The sequence below is a fragment of the Amycolatopsis sp. WAC 01375 genome (assembly GCF_003947325.1).
In the GTDB taxonomy this organism is placed as follows: domain Bacteria; phylum Actinomycetota; class Actinomycetes; order Mycobacteriales; family Pseudonocardiaceae; genus Amycolatopsis.
The window spans coordinates 103,332-128,470 of record NZ_QHHW01000016.1 but is presented as its reverse complement, the minus strand read 5'-3'; the positions used below and the strand labels follow the sequence as shown (position 1 = coordinate 128,470).

The following is a 25,139-nucleotide window of genomic DNA, read 5'->3' as shown; positions in this document are numbered from 1 at the left end:
TTGCAAATTTTGCAAGGAAAGGACCTTTCATAGCACGCGGAACGGGTGCGAGAGGGTCAGTCGTCGGCCGATTCGGGCTGAGCCTCCGGCAGCCACGAGCTGCCCGGAACGCCCCATTTGTTCGACTTGAGCATTTTCTTCGCCGCGCGAGCGTGGCGCCCCACCAGCCGGTCGAGGTAGATGAAGCCGTCCAGGTGATCGGTCTCGTGCTGCAGGCAGCGCGCGAAGTAGCCGGTTCCTTCGACCTCGATCGGATTACCTTCGACGTCGAAGCCGGTGACCTTCGCCCACGAAGCGCGTCCGGTCGGGTACGACTCGCCGGGCGCCGACAGGCAGCCTTCCCAGTCGTCGTCCGGATCCGGCATGGTCTCCGGGATCTCCGACGTCTCGAGCTTCGGGTTCACCACGACGCCCTTGTGGCGCGTGCCCTCGTCGTCGGGGCAGTCGTAGACGAACACGCGCAGGTCGAGGCCGATCTGGTTGGCCGCGAGGCCCACCCCTTCGGCGGCGTACATGGTCTCGAACATGTCGTCGACGAGGGTGCGCAGCTTGTCGTCGAACTCGGTGATCTCCCGAGTCGGGTTGTGCAGCACTGGCTCGCCGGCGATCACGATGGGATGGACGGTCACGCGCGCAGTTTAGTCGGACCCTTCTGGTACACCCTTACCCATGACGCGCCGACGCCGATACCGAGGCCGGGCGCCGGTTCCGTGGTCTAATGGCGCCGCGGAATGACAAGCCTGTGGTTTCACGCCGCCGAGCACTGACCTGATTGCGAGGAGTCGGATGGACGCCGCGGAGTCGATGGCCGAGCCCGACCAGCCGTCCCCGTCGGAGACCGTGAACGGCCTCAGCGAGCGCGAGCTCGACATGCTCGCGTTCGAACGTCAGTGGTGGAAATACGCCGGCGCGAAGGAACAGGCGATCCGCGAACGCTTCTCTATGTCGTCGACGCGCTATTACCAGTTGCTGAACCGGCTGCTCGAGAAGACCGAAGCCATGCAGGCCGACCCGATGCTGGTGAAGCGCCTGCGAAAGACGCGAGCGGCCCGGCAGCGCAATCGCGCGGCCCGGCGACTGGGGATCGATCTCTCATGAGTCTGTTTTCGGGGCTGTCCCGGCCGATGAAGGCCGCCGGACTGGCCTTGGTCGGTGTCGCCGTGATCGCCGCCGTGATCGGCGGAATCACCCTGACCAGTGGCGGCGGTGATTCGGACACCGCCACGCCGCCCGGCACCACGCCCACGTCGGCAGAGCCTTCGGACGGTGCGACCCAGCCTTCGTCTCCGGCGCCGGGTTCGCCTTCGGCCAGCACGCCGCCCGCCTCGTCGGCGCCGCCGTCGAGCGCGCCCGCGAGTTCCGCCCCGCCGGCGAGTCAGCCGGGTCAGCCCGGTCCTGGGCAGCCCGGTGGCGATCAGCAGGCGTCCCACAAGTGGGTGACCGTGCGGGTCTACAACAACAGCACGGTCCAGGGGCTCGGCGAGCAGGCCGCGAAGGACTTCCGCGCTTCCGGCTGGAACGTCTCCGAGGTCAAGGGCTATCCGGGCAGGCTCCCCGAGACCGTGGCCTACTTCCGGCCGGGCACCGACGAGGAAGCGGCCGCGAAGGCGCTGGCGCTGGAGTTCGGTTTCCGCGCCGAGCCCAGGTTCAAGGAGATCGAGAACATCGGCCCTGGCGTGATCGTCATCCTCACCAAGGATTACAAGACCAACGACAAAGACGGCTCCTAGCAGCTACGGAAAGGGCCCTCTTCCTCGCGAGGAAGAGGGCCCTTTCCGTACTCAGGCCTGGTTCTGCGCGTAGGCCTCCAGCGCCGCGAGCTGTGCCGGGTCGAGCGACGGCCGGACGGCCTCGGCCGCCTTCGTCAGATGCGTGGCGTTGACCTCCTTGGCCTCCAGCGACTCGCGCATCGCGGTCAGCGCGGCCTCCCTGATCAGTGCCGCGCAGTCCGCCGCCGAGTAACCGTCCAAAGTGGCCGCATACGCCGCGAGGTCCACATCGGACGCGAGCGGCGTGTTCTTGGCGCTGGCGGCCAGGATCGCCTCGCGCGCGTGCGCGTCCGGCGGTGGGACGTAGACGCGGCGCTCCAGCCGTCCCGGCCGCAGCAGCGCCGGGTCGACCAGTTCCGGCCGGTTCGTCGCACCGAGGACGACGACCTCGCGCATCGGCTCGACACCGTCCAATTCGGTCAGCAGGGCCGCGACGACCCGGTCCGACACGCCGGAGTCCGAGGACTGGCCGCGGCGCGGGGCGAGCGCGTCGATCTCGTCGAGGAAGATCAGCGACGGCGCGGCCTCGGCGGCGCGGCGGAAGAGTTCCCGCACCGCGCGCTCGGACTCGCCGACCCATTTGTCCATCAGTTCGGCGCCCTTGACCGCGAAGACGTTCAACGCGCCGGTGCCCGCGAGCGCGCGGACCAGGAACGTCTTGCCACCGCCCGGCGGGCCGTACAGGAGCACGCCGCGCGGCGGATCGACGCCGAGCCGGGCGAACGAGTCCGGGTAGCGCAGCGGCCACAGCACCGCTTCGGTGAGCGACTGCTTGACGTCCGTCATGTTGCCGACGTCGTCGAGCGTCAGTCCGCCGGTGGCCAGATTGTCCGAAGTGGACATCGAGATGGGGCGGACGGTGGTCAGCGCGTCGAGCAGGTCCTGCTGGGAGATCCGCGGCTCGTCGGCGTCACGCTGCCGCAGCGCGGCTCGAAGGGCGGCGTCGCGGCGGAGCGCGATGAGATCCGCGGCCACGAAACCGGGCGTGCGCTCGGCGATCGGGCCGACGTCGACGCCGGACTCCAGCGGGGCTTCGCGCAGGAGCACGCGCAGGAGTTCCGTGCGGGTCTTCGAGTCGGGGAGCGGCAGGCCGAGTTCGCGATCGAGCAGGTCCGCGGCGCGCAGCCGGGGATCGGTCGACTCGGTCCGTCCCGTGGTGGCGATGACCGCGAAACCCTTGCTGCGCAAGGCTTTACGCAGGTCGTCGAGGACGACCGTCGCGAGCGGTGGCGGCTGGGACGCGGGCAGCAGCGCGTCGATGTCGGTGATCAGCAGGACGGCGGGGTCTTCGTCGCGGGTGGCCTGTTCGATCGCCGATCGGAGCCGCGCGGCGGCCACGTTCGGATCGAGGACGGCGATGTTCGGCGCCGCGAGCGACACCACCCGCACCTTCTCGGCCTGCGCCACGGCGCGGACCAGCGTCGCCTTCCCGACGCCTTCCGGCCCGGACAGCAGGACCCCGAGATGCGCCGACGTCCCGAGCTTCGCCAACAGCTCCGGACGGTGGAAGGCCAGGTCGAACCATTCGGCGAGCTTGCGCGCGGCCGATTCGGAGCCGGCGAGATCCGACAGGGGAGGCACGGACTCCTCGGCCACTTCGTCGACCCGCTCGTCTTCGACGATCTCGGCGTCGATGAAGTCCTCGTGGGGTGTGGAGGGCGTGCTGCGCACCAGCGTCGTCCCGGCACGGGCCGGGACGGCGGCGGGCTCGGCCTCGCCGGTGCGGGCGCCGTCACGCCAGCTGACCACAGTGGACGGTCCGACGGCGACCGGTCCCGGCGGCTCGGTGGCGGTGACGGTGAGCAGTTCGTTCGTCCACGTCATGCCGATGGCGCGGGAGAGCTGGCCGCGGACCGCGGAGACGTCGGAGCCCGGCGCGGGCGCGAGGTCCTGGGGGAGCAGGGAAACGGCGTCGCCGACGGTCAGGACCTTGCCGATCAGGGCGAGCCTCAGGGTGTGCGGGGACAGCGAGACACTCGCCATCCTCGAACCCGACACGGTGACCGTCTTCGCGGCCGACACCTCCGCCGGCGTCACGACCACTTCCGCTCCCTCGGTCACGCCGAGGTTCGACATCGTGACGTCGTCGAGGAGGATCACGCCCGGGATCCCCTCCGCGTCCGACGGGGCGGCCAGCGCCGAGCTGACGCGGGCGCCGGTGACGCGGACGGCGTCCCAGGCCATCAGGCCGAGCGCGTCGAGGACTTCGGGATGCAGCCGGACGACGCCGCGGCGGGAGTCCAGGGCGGACGGGGTGTGCCGGACGGTCAGCGTGATCTGGGGTGCGCTCACCCCGTCACCCTATCTACGCGGCGGGCTCCCAGTGGTCGCCGCGCGCCGCTCGAGCCTCACGACCGCGATCGCCCGAGTACATGAAGGCCCCCTTCCTTGCGCTGGGCGCAAGGAAGGGGGCCTTCATGTACTCGACTTCCGAGTTGTCCACAGGCTCACCCACTTGTGGACAACTCCCGCCTCCGACCCCCGTTCCCCCCGGCCCCGTCAGTGGGCACCGATACGCTGGGCGCGGGGCCGTCCCCCAGGGACGGGCGGGGGGCTGGGGTGGCGCGGGTCAGCGTTTCCGGAGGCCGATCCGGCGCCACGAGCGGCGCCGCGGGCCGCGGCCGTTGTCTCGGTCCTTGTCGGTGCTGATGGTGCGCGGAGCGCGGGCGACGTGCTGTTCGCCTCGCTGGAGCCGGACGCGCTGGGCGGCCCCGGCCACCACCCGCCGCAGCGGCGGGCGGCGCAGACCCAGACGGCGGCGGCTCGAAGAGCGCCGGATCGCGCGCCGTTCCCTTGGCGGCGCCATCCACGCCTCCGGGTGCTTCGCCAGCCAGCGGTGCCGATACACCGAGTACGGGATGTGCGCCAGGTACAGGATCAGCGCGATCGCCAGCGCCACCAGCGGGAACTGGATGATCGCGGCGGCCAGCAGGCCAACCCCGACCAGCAGCGGCGCGATCGCCTTCGGCGGCGCCTTCACCGTCTTCAGCGAAAGCGTCGGGATCCGGCTGATCAGCAGCGCGGCCACGGCGATCGTCCACACCCACACCATGTACTGGTGCGACCACCAGCCCTGCCCGAACTGCAGCTCCAGGATCAGCGGCAGCATCGCCAGCAGACCACCGGCGGGCGCGGGCACACCGACGAAGAACTCGCCCGCGTACGGCGGCTGCTCGGTGTCCTCGATCAGCGTGTTGAACCGCGCCAGCCGCAGGATCATGCAGACCGCGAAGATCAGCGACGCCACCCAGCCGATCCGCTCGCCTTCGGCGTGCCAGACGTACAGCACCAGCGCGGGAGCGACACCGAACGAGATGCCGTCGGACAGCGAGTCGAGCTCCTGCCCCATCTTCGACGTCGCGTCCAGCAGCCGCGCGATCCGGCCGTCGAGACTGTCGAGCACCGCGGCGATCCCGATCGACGCGATCGCCATCGGGTAGTTGCCGATCAGCGCGAACTGCACCGACGACAGACCGGCGCACAGGGCGAGCACCGTGATGGCGTTCGGCAACAGCCGGACGCCGGGAGTTGTCGTGGTCACGCGGACCATGGATCAGCCTTCCGGGTGCGGCGCCGTGGGCAGCTCGGCGATCGGCGTCTCGCCGCCGATCGTGCGCTGGCCCTTCGAGACGAGAACCCTGCTGCCCGGCGGCAGATACAGGTCGACTCGCGAGCCGAAGCGGATGATGCCGTACGTCGAACCGACACCGACCTTGTCACCCTCGCGGATCTCACAGAGGATGCGCCGCGCCACCAGCCCGGCGATCTGCACCACGACGAGCTCGTGACCGTCTTCGGTGCGCATGAGCACGGAGTTGCGCTCGTTGTCGTCGCTCGCCTTGTCCAGGTCCGCGGACAGGAACTTCCCGGGCCGGTAGGCGACCCGCTCGATCACGCCCGACGCCGGGACCCGCTGGACGTGCACGTCGAACACCGACAGGAACACGCTCACCCGCATCCGCGGTTCGGCGGACAGCCCCAGCTCGGGCGGCGGCACGGCCTCCTCGATCAGCGAGACCAGGCCGTCCGCCGACGCGACCGCGAGGCCGGACTGGGCGGGCGGCACCCGCTTGGGCTCACGGAAGAACGCGGCCGTGGCGGCCGTCGCGAGCGCGCCGAGGACGCCGAGGGGCTTGGAGACCTTCCGCAGCACCAGCGTCGCGGCGAGGCCACCGAGCACGAACGGCCTGCCGGCCGGGTGCATCGGCGGAACGGTCTCGCGGGCCAGCTTCACGGCGTGCGTGAGTGGGTTTCCAGTGGATTCCGGCCGGTTGCCGCTCATTGGTCGGGTTCACCGCAGTTCGTGTCGGGGGGTTGGGTATGAAGAGCCACCACGCTACCGCCCTGTCCTGGCCAGGGCCGTGCCTCCCCCGGAAGGGTTTCCCCGGCGTGGGTGGGAGGCACCACATCCCGGTAACGGTCGGTGGAAATGAGCGATAACTCTAGGTGATTGAAGCCGATCGCCGACCTTGAGGACCCGCGAATGCCCGCCAGCCCGGACCCCGCAGGCGAGCGACTCGCCGAGCTGTTCCGAGCCTGGAAGAGGGACATTTCGGCGGCGCCGATGCCTTCTCTCGTAGACCCCGTCCGCGCCGCCTCGGTCATCGCCGAGGCACGCGCGTCCGGATGCATATGCCCCCCGACGGCATATGCACCCGGACGCGGCCGCTGGAACTGAGCGAACGTCCCACTCTAGTTCGCCGGACGCCCGTGATCACCCGTCGCGAGAAAACCGTTACCAACCGTCACTCCCTTGATCACCTGCGGGAGGCGTCGCTCCGCCCGGAGCCGCGCACCAGCCGCAGCAGGGCGAGCAGCACGATCGAACCGAGAATGGCGACGCCGAAGCTGGGGAAGTCGAACTCGAAGCTCCGCTCGGTGCCCGTCGCGAGCCGGTAGATGAAACCGCCGAGCGCCGCCCCGAGCACGCCGATCAGGATGCTGAACAGGCAGCCACCCCGCCGATCCGGACCGCCGACCATGACGTTGGCCAGCCACCCGGCGATGGCGCCGAACACGATCCACGAGAAGAAACCCATGCCGTCGAGGTTACGTGGAGTGCGGGAGTCGAACCCGGTGGCGCCGTCACCTCGGGTTGGTCGTGAGTGGCGATTCGGGTTCTAACCCGAATCGCCACTCACGACCAACCCGACCCATCGCCCCCGGCGCACACAACAACTCTTGTACAAGAGTCGTTGTACAACTACTGTTGTGTGTCATGGCCGACCGTGAGGTACGTGAAGTCCACGATTCGAAAGTGCTCGCCGCGATGTCGCATCCGTTGCGGCGCCGCCTGCTCGACGTCCTGCGCCTCGACGGCCCGTGCACGGCGTCCGTGCTCGCCGAGCGGACCGGGCAGGCGGTCGGGAACGTCAGTCACCACCTGAAGGTGCTGGCAGCCAGCGACCTCGTCGAGGAGGCACCCGAACTGGCTCGAGACCGGCGCGAGCGCTGGTGGCGCCGCGTGGGTTACGCGGTTTCCTGGTCGCCGTCGGACTTCCCCGACGATCCGGTCGCGGCCGCCGCCGAGTCTCTCGCCCTCGAACGCCAGGTTTCCATGGCGCGCCAGTGGTTCGCCGAACGCGACACCTACCCCGAGGAGTGGCATCGCGCCGCCTTCGCCACCGACAGCTGGGCGAAGATGTCGGTCGCTGAACTGGCCGAACTCGAAGAAAAGGTCCACGAGCTGATCAAGTCCTACAGCGGCCGTGAGATCCCGGACGACGGCCAGGAACGCCGCCCCGTCTTCATCTCCACCCGCGCCGTCCCGGCCCGCCCGTGACCACCCGCGAACGCGGCGGATTGCTGCGCTCACGCGATTTCCGGCTGTTGTGGACCGGTGAGACGACCAGCGTGCTCGGCAGTTCCATCGCCGTCGTCGCGCTGCCACTCGTCGCGGTGGTCACGCTCCAGGCGAGCACGTTCGCGGTCGGGCTGCTGACCGCGGTCGCCTGGCTGCCGTGGCTGCTGATCGGCCTGCCCGCCGGCGCCTGGGTCGACAGACGGCCGAAACGCCCGATCATGCTGGCCTGCAACACCGTCTCCATGCTCGTGTTCCTGAGCGTCCCGGTCGCCGCCTGGTTCGGGTTGCTCACGATGACCCAGCTGCTCGTCGTCGCCTTGGCGGGCGGCGTCGCGAAGGTGTTCTTCAACGTCGCATACCGCGCGTACCTGCCTTCGCTGGTCGAGAAGAAGGACCTCCAGGAAGCCAACGAAAAGCTGCAGGGGAGCGAGTCCGCCGCGCAGATCGGCGGACCCGGTCTCGCCGGTCTGCTGGCGCAGGGTTTCGGCGCCGTCGCCGGGGTGCTCGCCGACGCCGTCAGTTTCGGGATCTCCGTGCTGTGCCTGCGATCCATCCGCTATCGCGAGCCCGAACGCCCGGCGAAGACGCGATCACGGCTGCGGGACGAGATCCGCGAGGGCCTCGATTTCGTGGTCCACGACCGGTACTTGCTGGTCTTGGCGGTCTTCGGCGCGGTCTCGAATGTCGCGCTCATGGGTTACCAGTCGATCGAAGTCGTCTTTCTCGCCCGCGATCTAGGCGTGGGAGAGGCGACCGTCGGGCTCGTGCTCGCGCTCGTCGGCGCGGGCGGCGTCGCCGGTGCCGCGCTTTCGGGCAAGCTCGCCGCGCGGATCGGCACCGCGCGCGCCTTCGTGCTCTGCGAGGCCTTCGGGGCGCTGATGATGTTGCTGGGACCGCTCGCCCAAGGCGGCTGGGGGCTCGCGTTCTTCGTCGCCGCCGGGTTCGCGCTCAGCGCCGGGGTGGTCGGCTCGAACGTCCTCAACGCCACCTTCAAACAGCGGTACGTCCCGGCGTCGATGTTCGGCAGGGTCACCGCGAGCATGTCCGTGCTCAGCTTCGGCGCGATCGCGCTCGGCGGCCTGCTCGGCGGGATCCTCGGCGAGACCGCCGGGGTGCGGCAGACGCTGGGCCTGATGGCCGGGCTCGAGGTCGTCGCCGTCTTCGCGCTCCTGTTCACGCCAGTCGGCCGGTGCCGCGACTTCCCGACCTGACACCCCGCAATTCGTCACCTACTTGCGACGGTGCCCGGGCGCAAGTAGGTGACGAATTGCGGGCGGGCGGACGTCAGAGCAGCAGGACGTCCACCTCGTCGCCCTGCTCGGCCGAGTCCACGTCCTCCGGCAGGACGATCAGGCAGTTCGCCTGGGTGAACGACGCCAGCAGATGCGATCCCGGCCCGCCGCGCGGCCCGACGATGCCGGTGACCTCGCCTTCGGAATGCGTGTAGAAGCCCCGCCGGAACTGGCGCCGTCCGGCGGGGGAGGTCATCGCCTCGGTCAGCCGGGCCCGCACGCGCTGCCGGTCGACGCCCGCGTGCCCCATCGCCGCGAGCAACGCCGGCCGCAGGAACGCTTCGAACGAGACGAGCACGCTCACCGGGTTGCCCGGCAACGTCACCACCGGCACGCCGTTCCACCGTCCGCAGCCCTGCGGCCCGCCCGGCTGCATCGCGACCTTCCGGAACTCCACGCCCTGCCCGGTCAGCGCGTCTTTCACCACTTCGTACGCCCCCGCGCTGACCCCGCCCGAAGTCACCAGCAGGTCCACGTCCGCCAGCCGCGGCTCGATCACCGCGCGGAACTCGTCCACGTCGTCGACGACACTGCGCACGACCTCGGCCTCGCAGCCGAGCGCGCGGATCGCCGACGCCAGCATGATGCTGTTCGACTCGTAGATCTGCCCGTGCCGCAAGGGCTCCGGCGCGTCGACGAGTTCGGTCCCGGTGGACACGACGAGCACCTTCAACGGCCTGAACACGGGCACCTCGGCGAGCCCGACCGCCGCCGCGAGCCCCAGCTGCGCCGGGCCGAGCACGGTTCCGGCCGAAAGCGCCACCGTGCCCTCGACGACGTCTTCACCCTGGCGCCGGATATGCGCCCCCGGGACGGCCGTCCTGAGAATCCGGACGTCCGTCACACCACCGTCGGTGTGTTCCACCATCACCACCGCGTCGGCGCCGGGAGGCAGCGGGGCGCCGGTCATGATCCGGTGCGCGGTGCCCGGCTCCAGTTTCGTGATGTCGACGCGGCCGGCGGGGATGTCCTCGGTGACCGGCAGCGTCACCGGCGCTTCGGCGGCGGAGGCGATGTCTTCGGCGCGGACCGCGTAACCGTCCATCGCCGAGTTGTCGAAAGGCGGTAGCGAAACCCCCGCGCGCACGTCCTCGGCGAGGACGAGCCCGGCGGCGGAGGCGAGCGGAAGGCGGATGACAGGGGCGTTTCCGAGCAGGCCGGTGACGGTCTCACGGTGGGCGTCGACGGAGATCACGCAGACCATCCTCCTCGGTCGGGGGTCGCATGCAAGACTCTGCGCGTCACAACGACCACCGGGGAGAAGAAGACATGCAGGTTCAGATCCGTCACCAGCCGTCGTTCGCGGTGGCGAGGCTCGTCCTCGCCCCGGGCGAGCCGGCGCAGGTCGAGTCTGGCGCGATGATGGCGACGAGCTACGGCGTGCAGGTCCAGTCGCAGGCGCAGGGCGGCATCATGAAGGGGCTCGGCCGCGCCTTCCTCTCCGGCGAGTCCTTCTTCATCTCCACCTACACCGCCCCGCAGAACGGCGGCTGGGTCGACGTCGCCGCGAACCTGCCCGGCGACATGCAGATCATCAACCTCGACGGCCGCACCGGCTGGTGCGTCACCCGCGGCTCGTGGCTCGCGTCGTCGCACGGCGTGCAGACCGAGACCAAATGGGGCGGGCTCAAGAACCTCGTCGGCGGCGAGGGCGGCTTCCTGACCCACGCGACGGGACAGGGCCCGCTGGTCGTGGCCTGCTACGGCGCGCTGGAGACGGTCACCCTGCAGCAGGGCGAGGTGATCACCATCGACACCGGGCACGTCGTCGCGTTCGCCGACACCCTCCAGTACCAGATCCGCAAGGTGGCCACCGGCGTCATCCAGTCGATGAAGAGCGGTGAAGGCCTCGTCTTCGACTTCGCCGGTCCGGGCCAGCTGCTCACCCAGACCCGCAACCCGTCGGCGCTGTCCGCCTGGGTGATCGCCCAGGTCCCCTCCCGCTGAGCGCATGCGGGTCCAGACGAGGCACACCCCGAACTTCGGGGTCGCACGCGTGCTGCTGTCCCCCGGCGAGGCCGTCCAGGCCGCCGGGGACACCATGCTGGCCAGCAGTTTCGGCATCACCGAAACCGTTCCCGCCCGCGGTGGTTCACGGGCGGGCAAGGCCGCGCCTTCGGTGTTCAACGCGCCGGAGGGCGGCGGCTGGATCGACTTCGCGCCGCTGACCGCCGGTGACGTCTACCCGCTGGAGTTCACCGGCGGGGCGGGCTGGTGCGTGAGCCGGGACGCGATCCTCGCCCGGCCGGCGACCGTCCGGCTCGATCCAGGCTGGGCGCCGCTGCAGAAACTCTTCGGGGCCGACTCCGGTTTCCTGGAGCACTACAGCGGGACCGGTCCGCTCGTGCTGGCCGCGCAAGGCCCGGTCGACGCCTTCGAGCTCACCGCGGGCGAACTCGTCACCGTGCGGCCGGACTTCCTGCTCGCCTACCCGGACACCGTGCAGTGCCGCCTCCGCGCGGTCGACCAGTCCGGCCCGCAGTCCGTCCGCACCGGCGAAGGGCTCGCGCTGGACTTCGCGGGACCAGGACGCGTCCTTGTGCAAGCGCGCAATAGGCGGCTTTCTCGCGGATGACCTTAAGACGAATTGAGCATTGCCGACGCCGGTGATTCGGGTAGCGTGAACTGCACTCGAAACCGCCGTCCGGGGCAGGCGAGGCCGGCGGATCCTGTGCTGAGGGAGTGCGTCGTGGCAGTCGGCACCGTCAAATGGTTCAACTCGGAAAAGGGCTACGGATTCATAGAATCCACCGAAGGGCCCGACGTCTTCGTCCACTACTCGGCCATTCAGGCCGACGGATTCCGGACGCTCGACGAGGGCGATCGCGTGGAATTCGAAGTCCAGTCCGGGCGCGACGGGCGGAGTCAGGCGGCGGACGTCCGCAAGGTCTCATAGCAGGACTTCGGCCGACCCCCGGCGGCCTCCGGAACTGGCGCGTTACGCTTCGCTGCGTGACAGGCGATGAGTCGGGGGACCTGACCGGTCGCCGGCTGGGCAACTACCGCATCGACGGTGTGCTCGGCAAGGGCGGCATGAGCGTGACCTACAAGGCCACGGACGTGCGGCTCGGACGCAAGGTGGCACTGAAGGTCATCGGTGATCACCTCGGGGCCGACGCCGAGTTCCGCGAACGCTTCGTCGACGAGGCGCGGAACACGTCCGCGATCGACCATGCCAACGTCGTGCCCTTGTACGACTTCGGCGAGCTCGAAGGCATGCTCTACATCGCCATGCGGATGGTCGACGGCGGGGACCTCGCCGGGCTGATCTCGGGTGGCCCGATCGCGCCCGCCCGTGCGCTGACCATGCTCGACCAGGTCGCCGACGCGCTCGACACCCTGCACAACCGGGGTCTCGTGCACCTCGACGTCAAACCGGCGAACGTCCTGGTCACCAGCAAGGAGACCTCGCGCGAGCACGTCTACGTCGCCGACTTCGGCCTGACCCGCCGCGGCGCCACCGGGCACCGCACCCGCGGCGGCGACTTCCTCGGCTCGCCAACGTACGCGGCCCCCGAGCACCTGCGCGGCGAGCCGCTCGACGGCCGCACCGACCAGTACGCGCTCACCTGCGTCCTCTACGCCTGCCTGACCGGCAGCCCGCCCTTCAAGGGCGACGTGCAGACGGTCATCAAGGGGCATCTGAACGGGGAGCCCCCGGCCATCTCGCGGATCGTCGGCCTGCCTGCCGGGATCGACGAGGTCGTCCGGAAGGGAATGGCGAAGAATCCCGCCGATCGCTACCCCAACTGTGTTGAGATGATCGCGGCCGCCAGGCGCGCGCTCGGTCCGCTCGCGACTTCGAACGAGCCGCCCGGCCCGCCCGGGGCCGCGGCGCCGGTCCAGCAGACCGCACCGCAGCAGGCGCCACGGCAGAACACGCCGCCACAGGGAGAGGGGGGCCCCGTGCACCCGTACGGAGGACAGCAGCCCGGCTACGGCCAGCAGGGACCGGGACCGCAGGGTCCCCCGCCGCAAGGCCCGCCCCAGCAGGGCCCGCCGCCCGGTTACGGCCCGCCGCCGCAGCAAGGTGGCTTCCAGCAGGGCGGATACCAGCAAGGACCACCCCCCGGTTACGGCCCTCCGCAGCAGCAGGGCGGCTTCCAGCAGGGTGGCTTCCAGCAGGGCCCGCCCCCTGGCTACGGCCCTCCGCCGCAGCAGCAGGGCGGTTTCCAGCAGCAGCCCAAGAAGGGCGGCGGCGCCAAGTGGATCTGGATCGTCGTCGGCGCCCTCGTGGTCGCGGGCGCGATCGTCGCGGCGATCTTCATCTTCAGTGATTCGAGCAGCGGCAACGGCACGCAGACCACCGCGCCGAATATCCCGGTCGGGCCCGGCGGCTCGCAGTCGCAGGCTCCCGGATCGTCGCTGAAGCCTCCGCCCTCATCGATCCCCATCAAGCCGAGCAACTGAATACCACCGCGCTGACCTGCGGTTCTTGCACTCGACGGTGGAGAGTGCTAAACACGACATTGGCACTCGACGCCGTCGAGTGCCAGGCGGAGCGGTCACCGATCGCTCGCCTGAAGGTCGGGACGGTGAGGCCGCACCCTTGATCGGGTGGGTCGTCCGTCGCGGGCACCGAGCCTGGCCGAGGAAGAGTCCTGCCGCCGCGCTTCTGTGACTTTCGAGACAGAGCGTGCGGCGGCGCCCAATACCGGAGGACCACACCGCAATGGCCAAACTGATCGCGTTCGACGAGGACGCCCGCCGCGGTCTTGAGCGCGGCTTGAACATCCTCGCCGAAGCCGTCAAGGTGACCCTCGGCCCGCGGGGCCGGAACGTCGTGCTCGAAAAGAAGTGGGGCGCGCCGACGATCACCAACGACGGTGTCTCCATCGCCAAGGAGATCGAGCTTGAGGACCCGTGGGAGAAGATCGGGGCCGAGCTCGTCAAGGAAGTTGCCAAGAAGACCGACGACGTCGCGGGTGACGGCACCACCACCGCCACCGTGCTCGCCCAGGCTCTCGTCCGCGAGGGTCTGCGCAACGTCGCCGCCGGGGCCGACCCCATCAGCCTGAAGCGCGGCATCGAGGCGGCCGTCGAGGCCATCACCGAGCAGCTGCACAAGATGGCCGTGCAGATCGAGACCAAGGAGCAGATCGCTGCTACCGCCTCGATCTCGGCCGCTGACCGCACCATCGGCGAGCTCATCGCCGAGGCGCTGGACAAGGTCGGCAAGGAAGGCGTCGTCACCGTCGAGGAGAGCAACACCTTCGGGCTCGAGCTCGAGCTCACCGAGGGTATGCGCTTCGACAAGGGCTACATCTCCGGTTACTTCGTGACCGACCCGGAGCGTCAGGAAGCCGAGCTCGAGGACCCGTACGTCCTCCTCTTCGGTTCCAAGATCTCCACCGTCAAGGACGTCCTGCCGCTGCTGGAGAAGGTCATCCAGTCCGGCAAGCCGCTGCTGATCATCGCCGAGGACGTCGAGGGCGAGGCCCTGGCCACCCTCATCGTCAACAAGATGCGTGGCACCTTCAAGTCCGTCGCCGTCAAGGCCCCGGGCTTCGGTGACCGCCGCAAGGCGATCCTGCAGGACATCGCGATCCTGACCGGTGGCCAGGTCATCTCCGAGGACGTCGGCCTCAAGCTGGAGAACGCGGACCTTTCCCTGCTGGGCAAGGCTCGCAAGGCCGTCATCACCAAGGACGAGACCACCATCGTCGAGGGTGCGGGCGACGCCGACCAGATCCAGGGTCGCGTCAACCAGATCCGCGCCGAGATCGACAACTCGGACTCGGACTACGACCGCGAGAAGCTCCAGGAGCGGCTGGCGAAGCTGGCCGGCGGCGTGGCCGTCATCAAGGCCGGTGCCGCCACCGAGGTCGAGCTGAAGGAGCGCAAGCACCGCATCGAAGATGCAGTGCGCAACGCCAAGGCCGCCGTCGAAGAGGGCATCGTCGCCGGTGGTGGCGTCGCTCTCATCCAGGCCGCCGAGGCAGCCTTCGCCGGTCTGAAGCTCGAGGGCGACGAGGCCACTGGTGCCAACATCGTCAAGGTCGCCGTCGAGGCGCCGCTCAAGCAGATCGCGATCAACGCCGGCCTCGAAGGCGGCGTCGTGGCGGAGAAGGTCAAGTCCCTCCCGCAGGGTCACGGCCTCAACGCCGCCACCGGTGTCTACGAGGACCTGCTCGCCGCCGGCGTGCCGGACCCCACGAAGGTCACCCGCTCCGCGCTGCAGAACGCCGCTTCCATCGCGGCGCTGTTCCTGACCACCGAAGCCGTCGTGGCGGACAAGCCGGAGAAGGCCTCGGCCGCTCCCGCCGACCCGTCCGGTGGCATGGGCGGCATGGACTTCTGAGTTCGAGCCCGTAACACCGGAAAGCCCGGACGCGCCTCGCGCGTCCGGGCTTTTCCTTTGTCAGGTGGCGGTTTAGATGCATGAAGGACCGCTTCCTGTACCTGGGCGCCAGGGGCGTTTTGCGGACGGGTCGTGAGTGGCGATTCGGGTTAGAACCCGAGGGTGTCTTAGGTACCTACGTGGGTTCCGGCTGCGGTTGATGCGAGGCCCCGGTTCGTGGGGACATAGGAGTTCGACGCCGGGCCGTCGGGGAGCACTGAAGCTGGGTACCAAGTGGCGGGCGGGTCGGGATCGAAAGTCCGTGAAGGACTCCTTCCCTACCCTGAGAGTAGGGAAGGAGCCCCTCACTACCCGCCGGGCCACCTCAAGCCCGGACCGAGGCGGCCCCACTGCCACGGGCAGGCAGAAACGCCACCATGAGCCTCAGCGCTACAGCGACAGCGCGTGAAGGCCCCCATCCTTGCGCCTAGGTACAGGACATGTACTTCAGGCAGCACGCGAGAAGCGCCGCTGGTCACGCAGTAGGTACCTAAGAGAGGCTCGCCTGAACCCGAATCGCCACTCACGACGGAGCGACCGCGCACCGGCAGTACGTGCCGAAGTGCCCGTAAGGGACCCGTGGGCCCTACCGTTGCCCGTCCACCACGTACTTGCCGCCTTGCTGACGGCGGTCCTTCTCGTACGGGTCGATGGAGTTCGGCTCCGAAGTCTTCCTCGGCTCGAGGCCCGTCCGGTCGGTTTTGCCCGCCTCCTTGGCCGCGCCTTCCGTTTCCACGGTCTCGGGATTGGGGTCGATCTTCCCCCGGTCCTTGTTGGCGCTTTCCCAGTCGGCGAACAGTTTCTTGAGGTCGTCGGAAAGCTCGCCGTCCGTTTTCGCGTAGGCTTCGGCCGCCTTCCTGAGCTGTTCACCGGCGAGGATGAAGCGAGCACAGCTCGTCCTCATGAACTGTTCGACGGCGTCGCGGATCTCCAAGGTCGTGTCGTCGCCCGTGCACGTCTGCTCGTCACGGCCCGCGAGGTGCCGGTCGGCGATATCCGCCCCGGCGAGGATCCGCAGTTGTGCCGAATAGCCTTCGGCCGCTTCGAAGCAGGTTTGCGCCACCCGCAGGAGGAAGTGGACCTCGACCCTGATCCCCTTGTACTTCGCGCGGTCGGTCTGGTTCGGCAGCGTGTTCGCGGTGAGGTCGTAGAGTTCGAGGTTGTAGCTGTGCACCCCGGCCATCGCCTTTTGCAGCGCCAGCACATCCCCGCCGAAGTCGTCTTCGAGGCCGCTCAACGCGTTGTGTTCGTCCTGGATCGAGGTGGTGAGCTTCTGCAGGATGTCCTGGAGGGACATGGCGTCCTGCTCGACGGTGTGGCTCTTGAGGGCCGCGCCGACGAAGCCGGCCAAGGTGAGGACGGCGCCGGCCGGGCCGAGGACCTTCCCGCCCGCCTCGTTGACGGTGCTCACGACCTTGCTGAGCTTCGCCCCCGCGGCCAGCAGATTGCTCACGATCCCGTGGATCGCCTGCGCTCGATCGAGCTTCTCCAGGATCGCGTCCGCGGTGGAGATCGTGAGAGTGACCTTTTCGTCCAGTTTCTTGGTGGCCCAGTTGAGTCGTTTGATGATGTTGAGCCGGGTCACCTGGATCGTGGTGGCGCGCGTGGAGTACAGGGTGGACAGGCTGGCGAGGATGAGTGCCTGGTTCAGGATGGTCGGCGCGATCGAGGCGAAGAATCCGGCTTTGAAAGCCTTGGCGGCGAGCCCGGTCCACTCGATGAACCATTCCTCGTTCGCGCTGGTCGTACCGTCCAGCCACTCGACGTTCCGGACGACCTCGCCCTGCCCGAGCAGTTCGGTCACCCGCCCGTTCTTGTCCTGGAAACCGAGGTTGCCCGCGACGTTGAGGAACGTGTTGTGGGCGGTCTCCAGCTTCGTGAGATCAGGCCCTTCCAGCTGCGGGACGAACTTGGCGACTTCCTGCCGCCGGTTCCAGGCCAGCCGCTCGATCTGTGCCAGATTCCGTTCGACATGGCATTCCACGTACTTCTGGGTCTGCGGATTCCAGCCCTGGCAGTGGACGTCCTTGTAATGGCCGAGCATGCCGTCCATGACCCAGGTCAGGTATCCGCAGATGTCGTCGGAGCCTGCCAGGTGACCATACGATTCGGCGGGCCACTGCCAGGCCCATGGCTCCGCCGAGCACGGCACGGTGGTCGAGAGGTTCGTCATGGCGTCGACGGCGTCTTCCATCCAGCGTTTGGTGAGCGCCTTGAGGAGGTCGTCCAGCGCGCCGTCGAGCATCCTCTTGTACTCGCTGAGGGTCAGATACTTGCCGGCCATGGAGGCCCCCGCTTCCCGCTCCCTGTGACAAAGTCATGGGGAGTGTAACGGCGAAGGCGTGATCGCGCGGCCGAACCGGAGGAAAAGCGAAAAGCCCGGACATCCCCCTGTCCGGGCTCTTCACCTCGTCCCCCTTGCCCCTCGCTCAGGATTCGCCGGGCTGTTCCGGAGTCAGTAACCACGCGGCGGCGTAGACCGGGATCGCGAATCCGGCGGTGAAGAAGACGCCCGCCACTAGGGCGATGCGCAGGATCGCCGCGTCGACGCCGAGGTAGGCGGCCCAGCCGCCGGCGACGCCCGCGAGCATCTTGTCGGTACGGCTGCGGTAGAGCTTCTTGGTGGCCACGCTGTTCGTCATGGCTCCATGGTCGCCCCGGGACGACCCCCGGCACATCGGGGAACGGCCCCGACCCGACCCTGGAATCCGACCCTGAGGGGCACGAAAACCGGATGCTCCCGGGGTATCCGCGCGAGTACAACTTGCCGGGTGAAACACGACAGCCCCGAATTCGCCGCCATCGCCGAGCAGGGCACGATCCTGCGCTGCCAGGTCGGGTCCGGGCTGCACGGCACCGCCGTGCTCGGCCAGGACGACCGGGACGAACTCGGCATCTGCATCGAGCCGCCGGACCACGTGATCGGCCTGAAGCGGTTCGAGCAGTACATCTTCCGCACGCAGCCCGAAGGCGTCCGGTCCGGTCCCGGCGACCTGGACCTGATCGTCTACTCGCTGCGTAAGTGGCTGCGCCTCGCGGTCAGCGGGAACCCGACCGTCCTGTTGCCGTTGTTCGTGCCCGAGAACGAGATCGTGCGCACAGCGCGAGCGGATGCTGGGACTGCGGGGCAAGCCGGGACGGCCGGAGCTGATCGAGAAGTACGGCTTCGACACGAAGTTCGCCATGCACATGGTGCGCCTCGGCGTGCAGGGTGTGGAGCTGCTGGAGACCGGACGGATCACGCTGCCGGTCCCCGAACCGTGGCTGAGCTGGCTCCGTGAGCTGAGGCAGGGCAAGAAAACCCGCGAGGAAGCACTGGAGGCGGCCGAGTCCCTCGAACGCCGTCTCGACGAGCTCGTGCGCGTGGCGTCGCCGTTGCCGGCGGAACCGGACACCGGCTGGGTCGACGATTGGCTGGTGCGGACCTACCTCAGGGCATGGAAGATGCCTTGATGACGATCAAGGCGAAAGCGCTCATCTTCGGGGTCGCGGTGCTGACCGTGCTGGGAATCGGCACGGCGGGCGCCGCGCCCGAAGGCCATGGCGCGCAAAGCAGGCTCGACGTCGTGCAGGCCCGCGGCGAGCTCCGCGTGTGTTCGACAGGGGATTATCGCCCGTTCACCTATCGCGACGCCGCGGGCTCGTGGAGCGGGATCGACATCGACCTCGCGGGCGACCTCGCGAAGCGGCTCGGCGTCCGGTTCCAACTGGTTCAGACCACGTGGAAGACAATCGCCGACGACGTCGGGCGGAAATGCGACCTGGCGATGGGTGGCGTGTCGGTGACCTTGGACCGCGCGAAGAAGGGCTTCTACACCGTTCCCTATCTTCGGGACGGCAAGACACCGATCACCTTGTGCGAGAACGAAAAGCGGTTCCAGACCGTGGAGCAGATCGATCAGCCGGGCGTCCGCGTCATCGTGAACCCCGGCGGCACCAACGAACAGTTCGCCGACGCGAACCTCGAACGCGCGACCATCGTGCGCCATCCGGACAACAACACCATCTTCGCCGAGATCCTCGCCGGTCGCGCGGATCTGATGATCACCGACGCGACGGAAACCCGTTGGCAGGCGAAGCAGGATCCGCGGCTGTGCGCGGTGCATCCCGACCGGCCGTTCACCTTCTCCGAGAAGGCGTACCTGCTGCCGCGTGACGTCGTGTTCAAGGAGTGGGCCGACCAGTGGCTGCACCTCGCGTTGAACGACGGCACCTATGCGCGCATCGCGAAACCCTGGCTCGGCTGAAACCGGTTTGAACCACTTCCGTTACCCATCCGTATCCCTGGATGTGGGTGAGGAGGACTCAGACCGGAGGAAGACATCGATGATGAACAGCGCCGGGAAACACCGCAAGCGTGCGACGATCGGCATCGCGTCCGTTCTCGGGGTGGCCGCCATCGCCGCGGTGATGTTCGCGGTCAGCACTCCGGACGGGCAAGCCGCGGAAAGCTGTCAGGGACTGGACACCGCTCTCCAAAGCAACCTCGATTTCATCGCGGGCCAGCAGGCGGATCCGGACGCCGTCTCCGCGGCGCGGATCGCGAACCGGCAGGCCGTCGTCGACCTCATCCAGCAACGCCGCGAAGCCGCGGGTTGCACCGAAGAGGTATTGGCGGACGGCGGCGAACAAGCGCGGAACCCGGCCGCCGAGCAGGACGCCGGGATGGAAGAAGCAGTGGCGGGTGAAGGCGAAGTCGTTTGCCCTGGTTCCACGGTGACGCTGTCCGGCGAGGGCGGCGCGCCCGCCGCGTCCAGCAGCGAGTTCCCGCCGGGCACCAAGCTGAAAGTGACGAACCTGGACAACGACAAGTCCACGACCGTCGAGGTCACGGGCGTTTCCGGCAGTTGCGCGCTGCTGAACAACGCGGCCTTCGAACAGGTCCGCGAACCCGGGAAGTTCCTGATCCGCCGGGCCACCATCGAGCGGGTCGGCTGAGACACCCGCACCGGAACGGGGAAGACGCGGACGGATCCGGTGCGGAGGCGGCGCGAGTCCTCCTGGTCCCCTCGGCCAGGAGGGCTCGTGGTCGTTTGTATCTCGCTTGTACGCCCTTTCGGGACGCTTCTCACGAAGCGCCGAGAAAGGACATCCGATGAGATTCAGACGAGTGGTCACGGCGGCCGCCACCGCCTTGCTTGGCATGGCCGGGCTGGCGATCACCGCGACGTCGGCCGAGGCCGCCGTCGGACCGCGCCCCAACTTCCAGCTCCCGTTCCCCTGCAACCAGGTGTGGAACGGCGACAACGACAACAGCAGCGCGCACCGGGCCTACGAAATCGACTTCAACCGCGGCAGTTCGGCGGGGGCGGACCTCGGCGACACCGTGGTCGCGGCCGCGGCGGGCAAGGTCGTCATCTCGGCGCACCAGGGTTCGGAGAACGGCTTCGGCAACTTGGTGAAGATCGACCACGGTGGGGGATGGTCGACCTACTACGCGCATCTGAAGGTCCGTTCGGTCGCGCTGAACGCGCAGGTCGCGCAGGGGCAGAAGATCGGCGAGGTGGGCAACACCTCCAAGCCGGGCAACAACATCAGCCCCCACCTGCACTACGAAGTCCGCACCAACGACTCGTCGTGGCCGAGCAACATCAAGCCCGCGTACTTCAACGGTGTGAGGTTCGGCTACCCCAACGCCAACGTCACCTCCAAGAACACCTGCAGCGGCAACGGGAACCCCAACCCGTACGACGCCGTCGAGGTGTGCGGCGACGGTTACAAGGTCATCGACTCGCAGGCACTCGGCAGCGCGGCGACGACGTACCTGCTGTACAACGGCACGAACAAGAACAACTGCGTCACGACCATCAAGTCCACCTCGGTCGGCACGGGCAGCGCGGTTTCGGCCTTCCTCGAAGTGGAGGGTTCGGCGCGCAAGAGTGATTCCGGCAGCTTCGAGTACTACGCGGGTCCGGTGAGCGCGGCCGCCGGCGCGAAGTGCGTCAGGTGGGGCGGCTCGGCCGGGTCCGCCAGCTACGAGTCACCGCTGGAGCACTGCGGCTGACCGAGCCTTCCCGGTCCGGCAGCGTGAGATGAAGGACGCTTTCATTGCAAAATTTGCAATGAAAGCGTCCTTCATCTCATCTGAGGTGGGCGCGGACGCGGGTGAACCGGGCTTCCCAGGCCGCGCGGACCTCTGGAGCGGCTGCGTGCGCGGCGAACAGATCCGGGGCGGGAGCCTGGAGCGGCACCGGTAGACGTCCGTCCACAGGGGACAGTGAAGTGCCGCAGACGTCCCCGGTCAGCAGGGACATCGTGCCCAGACCGCAGGCGAAGTCCAAAGTGGGCAGTGCGCCCGCGAGCGCCAGCCCGGCGGCGAGCCCGACACTCGTCTCGACGGCGGAGGACACCACGCACGGCAGGCCGCAGGCTTCGGCGACCTCCAGCGCGCGCCGGACCCCGCCCAGCGGCGCGACCTTCAGCACGGCGATGTCGGCCGCGCCCGCCACGGCCACCTTGAGCGGGTCTTCGGCCCGGCGGATCGATTCGTCCGCGGCGATCCGCACGCCGACGCGGCGCCGGACGTCCGCCAGTTCTTCGATCGACGGGCACGGCTGCTCGACGTATTCGAGCCCGCCCGCCGCTCGGTCCAGTTCACCGATGGCCTTGACCGCGGTGTCCACGTCCCAGGCCATGTTCGCGTCGACGCGAACCGCGCCCCTCGGACCCAGCGCCGCCCGCACCGCCTCCACCCGGGCGCAGTCCTCGGCGAGGCTCACCCGCGGGTCGGCGACCTTCACCTTCGCCGTTCGGCAGCCCGACGCGGACACGAGTTCGTACGCCTTCTCCGCCGGCACCACCGGGACGGTCGCGTTCACCTCGACGCTCTCCCGCACCGGCGACGGCCATCCGCGTTCGCTCGCCTCCAGCGCGGAGGCGAGCCACGGCGCGCTTTCGGCGTCGGAGTAGTCGGAGAACGGGCAGAACTCGCCCCAGCCCGCGTCGCCGCGGATCAGCAGTCCTTCACGGACGGTGATGCCGCGGAACCGTGTGCGCAGGGGGATCGCGTAGACGTCCATCGACACCGATCATGCCACCGCTGGAATCATGTGCCGATTCACGCGATAACGGACAGAATGAGCGACGTGGCACTCGACTTTCGCGTGCTGGGGCCCACCGAGGTCACGGCCGACGGGCTGCCGGTTCCGTTGGGTGGCAGCAGGCCGCTCATCGTGCTGGCAGGCCTGTTGCTGCGCGCGAACACGGTGGTGACGGTCGAGGAACTGGGCCGCTGGCTGTGGCCGGACGACCGGCGGCGGTCCAAAGGAGCCCTGCAGACCTACATCCTGCGGGTCCGTCGCGCGCTCGGCGACGAGGTCACCATCCGCACCGAACGCGGCGGTTACCTGCTCGAACTCGACGAAAGCCTGCTCGACCTCGCCCGCTTCCGCGCGCTCGCCGCGGAGGGAGCGCGGGCCGCGGGAGACGGCGATCCGCGCCGCGCCGCGGACCGGTTCGCCGCCGCGCTGGCCGAATGGCGCGGCCCGGCGCTGCAGAACGTCCACTCCGAAGCGCTGCTTCGGGACGAAGCCGACCAGCTGGGCGAAGAGCGGCTACGCGTCCGCGAGCAGTGGGCCGACGCGCTCATCGCCCTCGGCGATCACGCCGCGGTCGTCCCCGAGTTGACCAGGTTGTGCCGCGAAAACCCGCTGCGGGAGCGGCTGCACGAGCAGCTGATGATCGCGCTCTACCGCTCCGGCAGACAGGCCGAGGCACTGAACGTCTACCGTCGGATCGGCGCGGTGCTGGCCGAAGAACTCGGCCTGGATCCCGGCGCGTCACTGCGGCGGGCGCACCACGCGATCCTGACCGGCGAAGAGTCCGGCGAGACCACATTGGACTCCGAGCTGACGCGGTACCGGCTCGGCTCCGAACCGCTGATCCCGCGTCAGCTGCCCGCGGATCTGCGGGTGTTCTCCGGTCGGCAGCGCGACCTCAAGGCACTGCACGAACTCGTCCCGGAAGCGCTGGACACCGAGCGGTCGACGTCCATCGCGTCGATCGAGGGGATGGGCGGCATCGGCAAGACGACCCTCGCCATCCATTTCGCGCACGAGGTCGGCGATCGCTTCCCCGGCGGACAGGTGTACCTCAACCTGCGTGGATACGGTCCCGGCGAGCCGGTCGAAGCCGCCGCCGCGCTCGAAACCATGCTCGTCTCCGTCGGTGTCCCCGCCGACCGGATCCCGGCCGGCGCCGACGGTCGCGCGGCCACCTGGCGCACCCACAGCGCGGGCCGCCGGATGCTCATCCTGCTCGACAACGCCGCGAGCACCGAACAGATCCGGCCGCTGCTGCCCGGCCCCGGCTGTCTGGTGCTGGTGACCAGCCGCTGGCAGTTGCAGGCGCTCGTGGCGACTCACGGCGCGCGTCGCGTCGCGCTGGGGGAGCTGCCGCACGAGGACGCGATCGCCCTCGTCGCTTCGACGATCGGGCTGGACAGGGTCACCGGAGACCCCGAGGCCACCGAACGGTTCGTCCGGTACTGCGGCGGGTTGCCGCTGGCCATCCGGATCCTCGCCGTGCGGGCGGCGCAGTTCCCGGACCTCCCGCTGCGGGAGTTCGTCCGGCTGCTCGAAGCCGAACAGGACAGGCTGGGCTCGTTCGACCTCGCCGACGGCGACGAGACGAACATCCGGGCCGTCTTCTCGTACTCGTACCGGGCGCTCGACGAACGAGCCGCGCGGATGCTGCGGCTCCTCGGCCTGCCCACCGGCGGCGACTTCAGCGCGGCCGCGGCCGCGGCGGTGGCCGGGGTCGACATCGCGGAAGCGCACGAGGATCTGGCGAAACTGGCCTCCGCGCACCTGATCGCGCGGTCCCGGCCCGGCCGGTACCAGTTCCACGACCTCATCCGCGCGTACGCGGCCGAACTCTCGGCGGAACTCGACGGACCCGAGGCGCGGAAGGGCGTGCTGGACAGGCTGCTCCACGCGTCGCTCGCTTCGGCGCTGAACGCGTCGCGGCTTTTGCGTTCGGACCGGCACTACCGGCTCGTCGAACCGGAGCGCTTCGACGGCGCCGGACTGAAGTTCGGGCACTACGAACAGGCGCTCGACTGGTTCGACGAGGAGGCGGGCAACCTCATCGCCGCGGTGAACGTCGCGTACCGGGAGCGGCGGTACCGGGAGTGCTGGCAGCTGGCGTGGCTGCTGCAGTCGTACTTCATCGTGCGGTCCCGGCTGGAGGACTGGCGTTCGGTGTTCGGCGTGGCGCTCCGCGCCGCCCGTGACATGGGGGACCGCTCCGGTGAGGCCGCCATCCTCAGCGGACTCGGAGTGGCCTGTGGGGTCGCCCGCCAATACGAAGACAGCATCGCTTACCTGAAGCAGGTCGTCGAACTGCAGCGGCAGGTCGGCGACCGGCAAGGCGAGGCGCGGGCCCTCTACAACCTCACGCTGGCCAGCCAGGACCCCGACACGGCCTGGGAATACGGGACGCGCGCGTTGCGGCTCATCCGGGAGAGCAACGTCGGCGCCGGCATGGAGGCCAGCGCGCTGCAGGCCCTCGGCGACATCTGCGCCCAGGCGGGCCGCTTCGAGCAGTCACTCGACTTCGCCGATCAGGCCTTGGCGCTGGAGGCGCACGCGCTCCCCGACGAAGCCCGCTTCACCCTGCACACCAAGGGCATCGCGCTCGTCGGGCTCGGCCGTGGCGACGAGGGCATCGCCTGCATGCGGCAGGCCGTCGAGATGTTCTTCGCCCACGGCGAGCTCTACGAGGCGGCCGACGTGCTGGCGCAGCTCGGCGGAATCCATCTGCGGCGCGGTGATCCCCCGGCGGCACGTGAATGCTGGCTGCGCTCGGTCCGGGTGCTGACCGAACTGTCGCATCCGGACGCCGAGGACGTCCGCACGAAGCTGGCCTCGCTCGTGAGCGACGCGGTCAAGGCGGAGTGAGGCACGGGCGACCGGCGTGCCGACCCCCAGTCGCAG

23 protein-coding genes and 1 pseudogene are annotated in these 25,139 nt (G+C 69.1%); 15 read left to right on the top strand and 9 right to left on the bottom strand.

The features are described 5' to 3' along the window. Window positions 1-56: 56 nt before the first annotated feature. The gene (locus DL991_RS07000; RefSeq protein ID WP_125782163.1) at window positions 57-629 is read right to left on the bottom strand and encodes a peptide deformylase; all 573 of its coding nucleotides are present in this window, start codon (window positions 627-629) and stop codon (window positions 57-59) included. A 157-nt stretch (window positions 630-786) separates the two neighbouring features. Between DL991_RS07000 and DL991_RS06995 the strand changes: the two genes are divergently transcribed. Together DL991_RS06995 and DL991_RS06990 are read left to right on the top strand one after the other, a co-directional pair. After that, window positions 787-1,098: a DUF3263 domain-containing protein gene (locus DL991_RS06995; protein WP_005160574.1), complete on the top strand. Its 312-nt coding sequence runs from the start codon at window positions 787-789 to the stop codon at window positions 1,096-1,098. Further along, window positions 1,095-1,730, top strand: a complete 636-nt coding sequence (locus DL991_RS06990; RefSeq protein WP_125782161.1) for a LytR C-terminal domain-containing protein — start codon at window positions 1,095-1,097, stop codon at window positions 1,728-1,730. Before DL991_RS06995 ends, DL991_RS06990 begins: the two co-directional genes overlap by 4 nt. A gap of 51 nt (window positions 1,731-1,781) precedes the next feature. Here the strand turns inward: DL991_RS06990 and DL991_RS06985 are convergent, their stop codons facing one another. The 4 genes from DL991_RS06985 to DL991_RS06970 all read right to left on the bottom strand — a co-directional run bounded on the left by DL991_RS06985 (window position 1,782) and on the right by DL991_RS06970 (window position 6,808). Beyond that, on the bottom strand, window positions 1,782-4,061 hold the full coding sequence (locus DL991_RS06985; protein WP_125782159.1) for an AAA family ATPase: 2,280 nt from the start codon (window positions 4,059-4,061) through the stop codon (window positions 1,782-1,784). 277 nt (window positions 4,062-4,338) lie between these two features. Further along, window positions 4,339-5,319: a CDP-diacylglycerol--serine O-phosphatidyltransferase gene (pssA, locus tag DL991_RS06980; protein ID WP_125782157.1), complete on the bottom strand. Its 981-nt coding sequence runs from the start codon at window positions 5,317-5,319 to the stop codon at window positions 4,339-4,341. Window positions 5,320-5,322: 3 nt separating this feature from the next. Beyond that, window positions 5,323-6,051, bottom strand: a complete 729-nt coding sequence (locus DL991_RS06975) for a phosphatidylserine decarboxylase (protein ID WP_125782155.1) — start codon at window positions 6,049-6,051, stop codon at window positions 5,323-5,325. Window positions 6,052-6,526: 475 nt separating this feature from the next. Beyond that, on the bottom strand, window positions 6,527-6,808 hold the full coding sequence (locus DL991_RS06970) for a GlsB/YeaQ/YmgE family stress response membrane protein (RefSeq protein WP_125782153.1): 282 nt from the start codon (window positions 6,806-6,808) through the stop codon (window positions 6,527-6,529). Window positions 6,809-6,987: 179 nt separating this feature from the next. Between DL991_RS06970 and DL991_RS06965 the strand changes: the two genes are divergently transcribed. Beyond that, window positions 6,988-7,551: a helix-turn-helix transcriptional regulator gene (locus DL991_RS06965; protein ID WP_125782151.1), complete on the top strand. Its 564-nt coding sequence runs from the start codon at window positions 6,988-6,990 to the stop codon at window positions 7,549-7,551. Continuing rightward, window positions 7,548-8,783 carry an MFS transporter gene (locus DL991_RS06960; protein WP_125782149.1) on the top strand — a complete coding sequence of 412 codons (1,236 nt, stop codon included), beginning with the start codon at window positions 7,548-7,550 and terminating at the stop codon, window positions 8,781-8,783. The genes DL991_RS06965 and DL991_RS06960 overlap by 4 nt, the downstream gene beginning before the upstream one ends. 73 nt (window positions 8,784-8,856) lie before the next feature. Here the strand turns inward: DL991_RS06960 and glp are convergent, their stop codons facing one another. After that, window positions 8,857-10,059 (bottom strand): gephyrin-like molybdotransferase Glp, encoded by a 1,203-nt coding sequence (gene glp, locus DL991_RS06955; protein ID WP_125782147.1) that lies wholly within the window; start codon window positions 10,057-10,059, stop codon window positions 8,857-8,859. 74 nt (window positions 10,060-10,133) lie between these two features. On the opposite strand from glp, the gene DL991_RS06950 reads away from it, so the two are divergent. The 5 genes from DL991_RS06950 to groL all read left to right on the top strand — a co-directional run bounded on the left by DL991_RS06950 (window position 10,134) and on the right by groL (window position 15,165). Next, window positions 10,134-10,811: a TIGR00266 family protein gene (locus tag DL991_RS06950; RefSeq protein ID WP_125782145.1), complete on the top strand. Its 678-nt coding sequence runs from the start codon at window positions 10,134-10,136 to the stop codon at window positions 10,809-10,811. Between the two features lie 4 nt (window positions 10,812-10,815). Next, entirely contained in the window at window positions 10,816-11,439 is a 624-nt protein-coding gene (locus DL991_RS06945) for an AIM24 family protein (protein WP_125782143.1), read from the top strand. A 114-nt stretch (window positions 11,440-11,553) separates the two neighbouring features. Beyond that, window positions 11,554-11,760, top strand: coding sequence for a cold-shock protein (locus DL991_RS06940; protein ID WP_005164266.1), 207 nt, complete (start codon window positions 11,554-11,556; stop codon window positions 11,758-11,760). Between the two features lie 56 nt (window positions 11,761-11,816). After that, window positions 11,817-13,274, top strand: coding sequence for a serine/threonine-protein kinase (locus DL991_RS06935; RefSeq protein WP_125782141.1), 1,458 nt, complete (start codon window positions 11,817-11,819; stop codon window positions 13,272-13,274). Between the two features lie 262 nt (window positions 13,275-13,536). Next, a complete protein-coding gene (gene groL, locus DL991_RS06930; protein ID WP_125782140.1) occupies window positions 13,537-15,165 on the top strand; it encodes a chaperonin GroEL in 1,629 nt (542 codons plus the stop codon). Window positions 15,166-15,790: 625 nt separating this feature from the next. Here groL and DL991_RS06925 read toward each other — a convergent pair. Both DL991_RS06925 and DL991_RS06920 read right to left on the bottom strand, forming a co-directional pair. Continuing rightward, on the bottom strand, window positions 15,791-17,488 hold the full coding sequence (locus DL991_RS06925) for a hypothetical protein (RefSeq protein ID WP_125782138.1): 1,698 nt from the start codon (window positions 17,486-17,488) through the stop codon (window positions 15,791-15,793). A 145-nt stretch (window positions 17,489-17,633) separates the two neighbouring features. Next, window positions 17,634-17,846 (bottom strand): PspC domain-containing protein, encoded by a 213-nt coding sequence (locus DL991_RS06920; RefSeq protein ID WP_125782136.1) that lies wholly within the window; start codon window positions 17,844-17,846, stop codon window positions 17,634-17,636. 6 nt (window positions 17,847-17,852) lie between these two features. Here DL991_RS06920 and DL991_RS43705 point away from each other — a divergent pair. The 5 genes and pseudogenes from DL991_RS43705 to DL991_RS06900 all read left to right on the top strand — a co-directional run. Continuing rightward, window positions 17,853-18,248 (top strand): annotated as a pseudogene (locus DL991_RS43705) (DNA polymerase beta superfamily protein); the annotation flags it as partial. A gap of 67 nt (window positions 18,249-18,315) precedes the next feature. After that, window positions 18,316-18,657 (top strand): nucleotidyltransferase domain-containing protein, encoded by a 342-nt coding sequence (locus tag DL991_RS43700; RefSeq protein ID WP_255431417.1) that lies wholly within the window; start codon window positions 18,316-18,318, stop codon window positions 18,655-18,657. Beyond that, window positions 18,657-19,451 carry a transporter substrate-binding domain-containing protein gene (locus tag DL991_RS06910; RefSeq protein WP_125782134.1) on the top strand — a complete coding sequence of 265 codons (795 nt, stop codon included), beginning with the start codon at window positions 18,657-18,659 and terminating at the stop codon, window positions 19,449-19,451. Before DL991_RS43700 ends, DL991_RS06910 begins: the two co-directional genes overlap by 1 nt. Window positions 19,452-19,530: 79 nt before the next feature. Then, a complete protein-coding gene (locus DL991_RS06905; RefSeq protein ID WP_125782132.1) occupies window positions 19,531-20,142 on the top strand; it encodes a hypothetical protein in 612 nt (203 codons plus the stop codon). A 157-nt stretch (window positions 20,143-20,299) separates the two neighbouring features. Next, on the top strand, window positions 20,300-21,208 hold the full coding sequence (locus DL991_RS06900) for a M23 family metallopeptidase (RefSeq protein ID WP_233598694.1): 909 nt from the start codon (window positions 20,300-20,302) through the stop codon (window positions 21,206-21,208). Window positions 21,209-21,284: 76 nt separating this feature from the next. Here the strand turns inward: DL991_RS06900 and DL991_RS06895 are convergent, their stop codons facing one another. Then, window positions 21,285-22,223, bottom strand: coding sequence for an o-succinylbenzoate synthase (locus DL991_RS06895; RefSeq protein ID WP_125782130.1), 939 nt, complete (start codon window positions 22,221-22,223; stop codon window positions 21,285-21,287). Window positions 22,224-22,280: 57 nt separating this feature from the next. Here DL991_RS06895 and DL991_RS06890 point away from each other — a divergent pair, with 57 nt between their 5' ends. Further along, window positions 22,281-25,103, top strand: coding sequence for a BTAD domain-containing putative transcriptional regulator (locus tag DL991_RS06890; RefSeq protein WP_125782128.1), 2,823 nt, complete (start codon window positions 22,281-22,283; stop codon window positions 25,101-25,103). Window positions 25,104-25,139 lie beyond the last annotated feature (36 nt).

Coding starts and splice junctions, on each gene's coding strand:
- DL991_RS06995 (WP_005160574.1), top strand. CDS start 787: ATGGACGCCGCGGAGTCGATGGCCGAGCCCGACCAGCCGTCCCCGTCG.
- DL991_RS06925 (WP_125782138.1), bottom strand. CDS start 17,488: ATGGCCGGCAAGTATCTGACCCTCAGCGAGTACAAGAGGATGCTCGAC.
- DL991_RS06970 (WP_125782153.1), bottom strand. CDS start 6,808: ATGGGTTTCTTCTCGTGGATCGTGTTCGGCGCCATCGCCGGGTGGCTG.
- DL991_RS06910 (WP_125782134.1), top strand. CDS start 18,657: ATGACGATCAAGGCGAAAGCGCTCATCTTCGGGGTCGCGGTGCTGACC.
- DL991_RS06920 (WP_125782136.1), bottom strand. CDS start 17,846: ATGACGAACAGCGTGGCCACCAAGAAGCTCTACCGCAGCCGTACCGAC.
- DL991_RS06965 (WP_125782151.1), top strand. CDS start 6,988: ATGGCCGACCGTGAGGTACGTGAAGTCCACGATTCGAAAGTGCTCGCC.
- DL991_RS06990 (WP_125782161.1), top strand. CDS start 1,095: ATGAGTCTGTTTTCGGGGCTGTCCCGGCCGATGAAGGCCGCCGGACTG.
- DL991_RS43700 (WP_255431417.1), top strand. CDS start 18,316: ATGCTGGGACTGCGGGGCAAGCCGGGACGGCCGGAGCTGATCGAGAAG.
- DL991_RS06975 (WP_125782155.1), bottom strand. CDS start 6,051: ATGAGCGGCAACCGGCCGGAATCCACTGGAAACCCACTCACGCACGCC.
- DL991_RS06900 (WP_233598694.1), top strand. CDS start 20,300: ATGAGATTCAGACGAGTGGTCACGGCGGCCGCCACCGCCTTGCTTGGC.
- DL991_RS06945 (WP_125782143.1), top strand. CDS start 10,816: ATGCGGGTCCAGACGAGGCACACCCCGAACTTCGGGGTCGCACGCGTG.
- groL (WP_125782140.1), top strand. CDS start 13,537: ATGGCCAAACTGATCGCGTTCGACGAGGACGCCCGCCGCGGTCTTGAG.
- DL991_RS06905 (WP_125782132.1), top strand. CDS start 19,531: ATGATGAACAGCGCCGGGAAACACCGCAAGCGTGCGACGATCGGCATC.
- DL991_RS06890 (WP_125782128.1), top strand. CDS start 22,281: ATGAGCGACGTGGCACTCGACTTTCGCGTGCTGGGGCCCACCGAGGTC.
- DL991_RS06950 (WP_125782145.1), top strand. CDS start 10,134: ATGCAGGTTCAGATCCGTCACCAGCCGTCGTTCGCGGTGGCGAGGCTC.
- DL991_RS06895 (WP_125782130.1), bottom strand. CDS start 22,223: ATGGACGTCTACGCGATCCCCCTGCGCACACGGTTCCGCGGCATCACC.
- pssA (WP_125782157.1), bottom strand. CDS start 5,319: ATGGTCCGCGTGACCACGACAACTCCCGGCGTCCGGCTGTTGCCGAAC.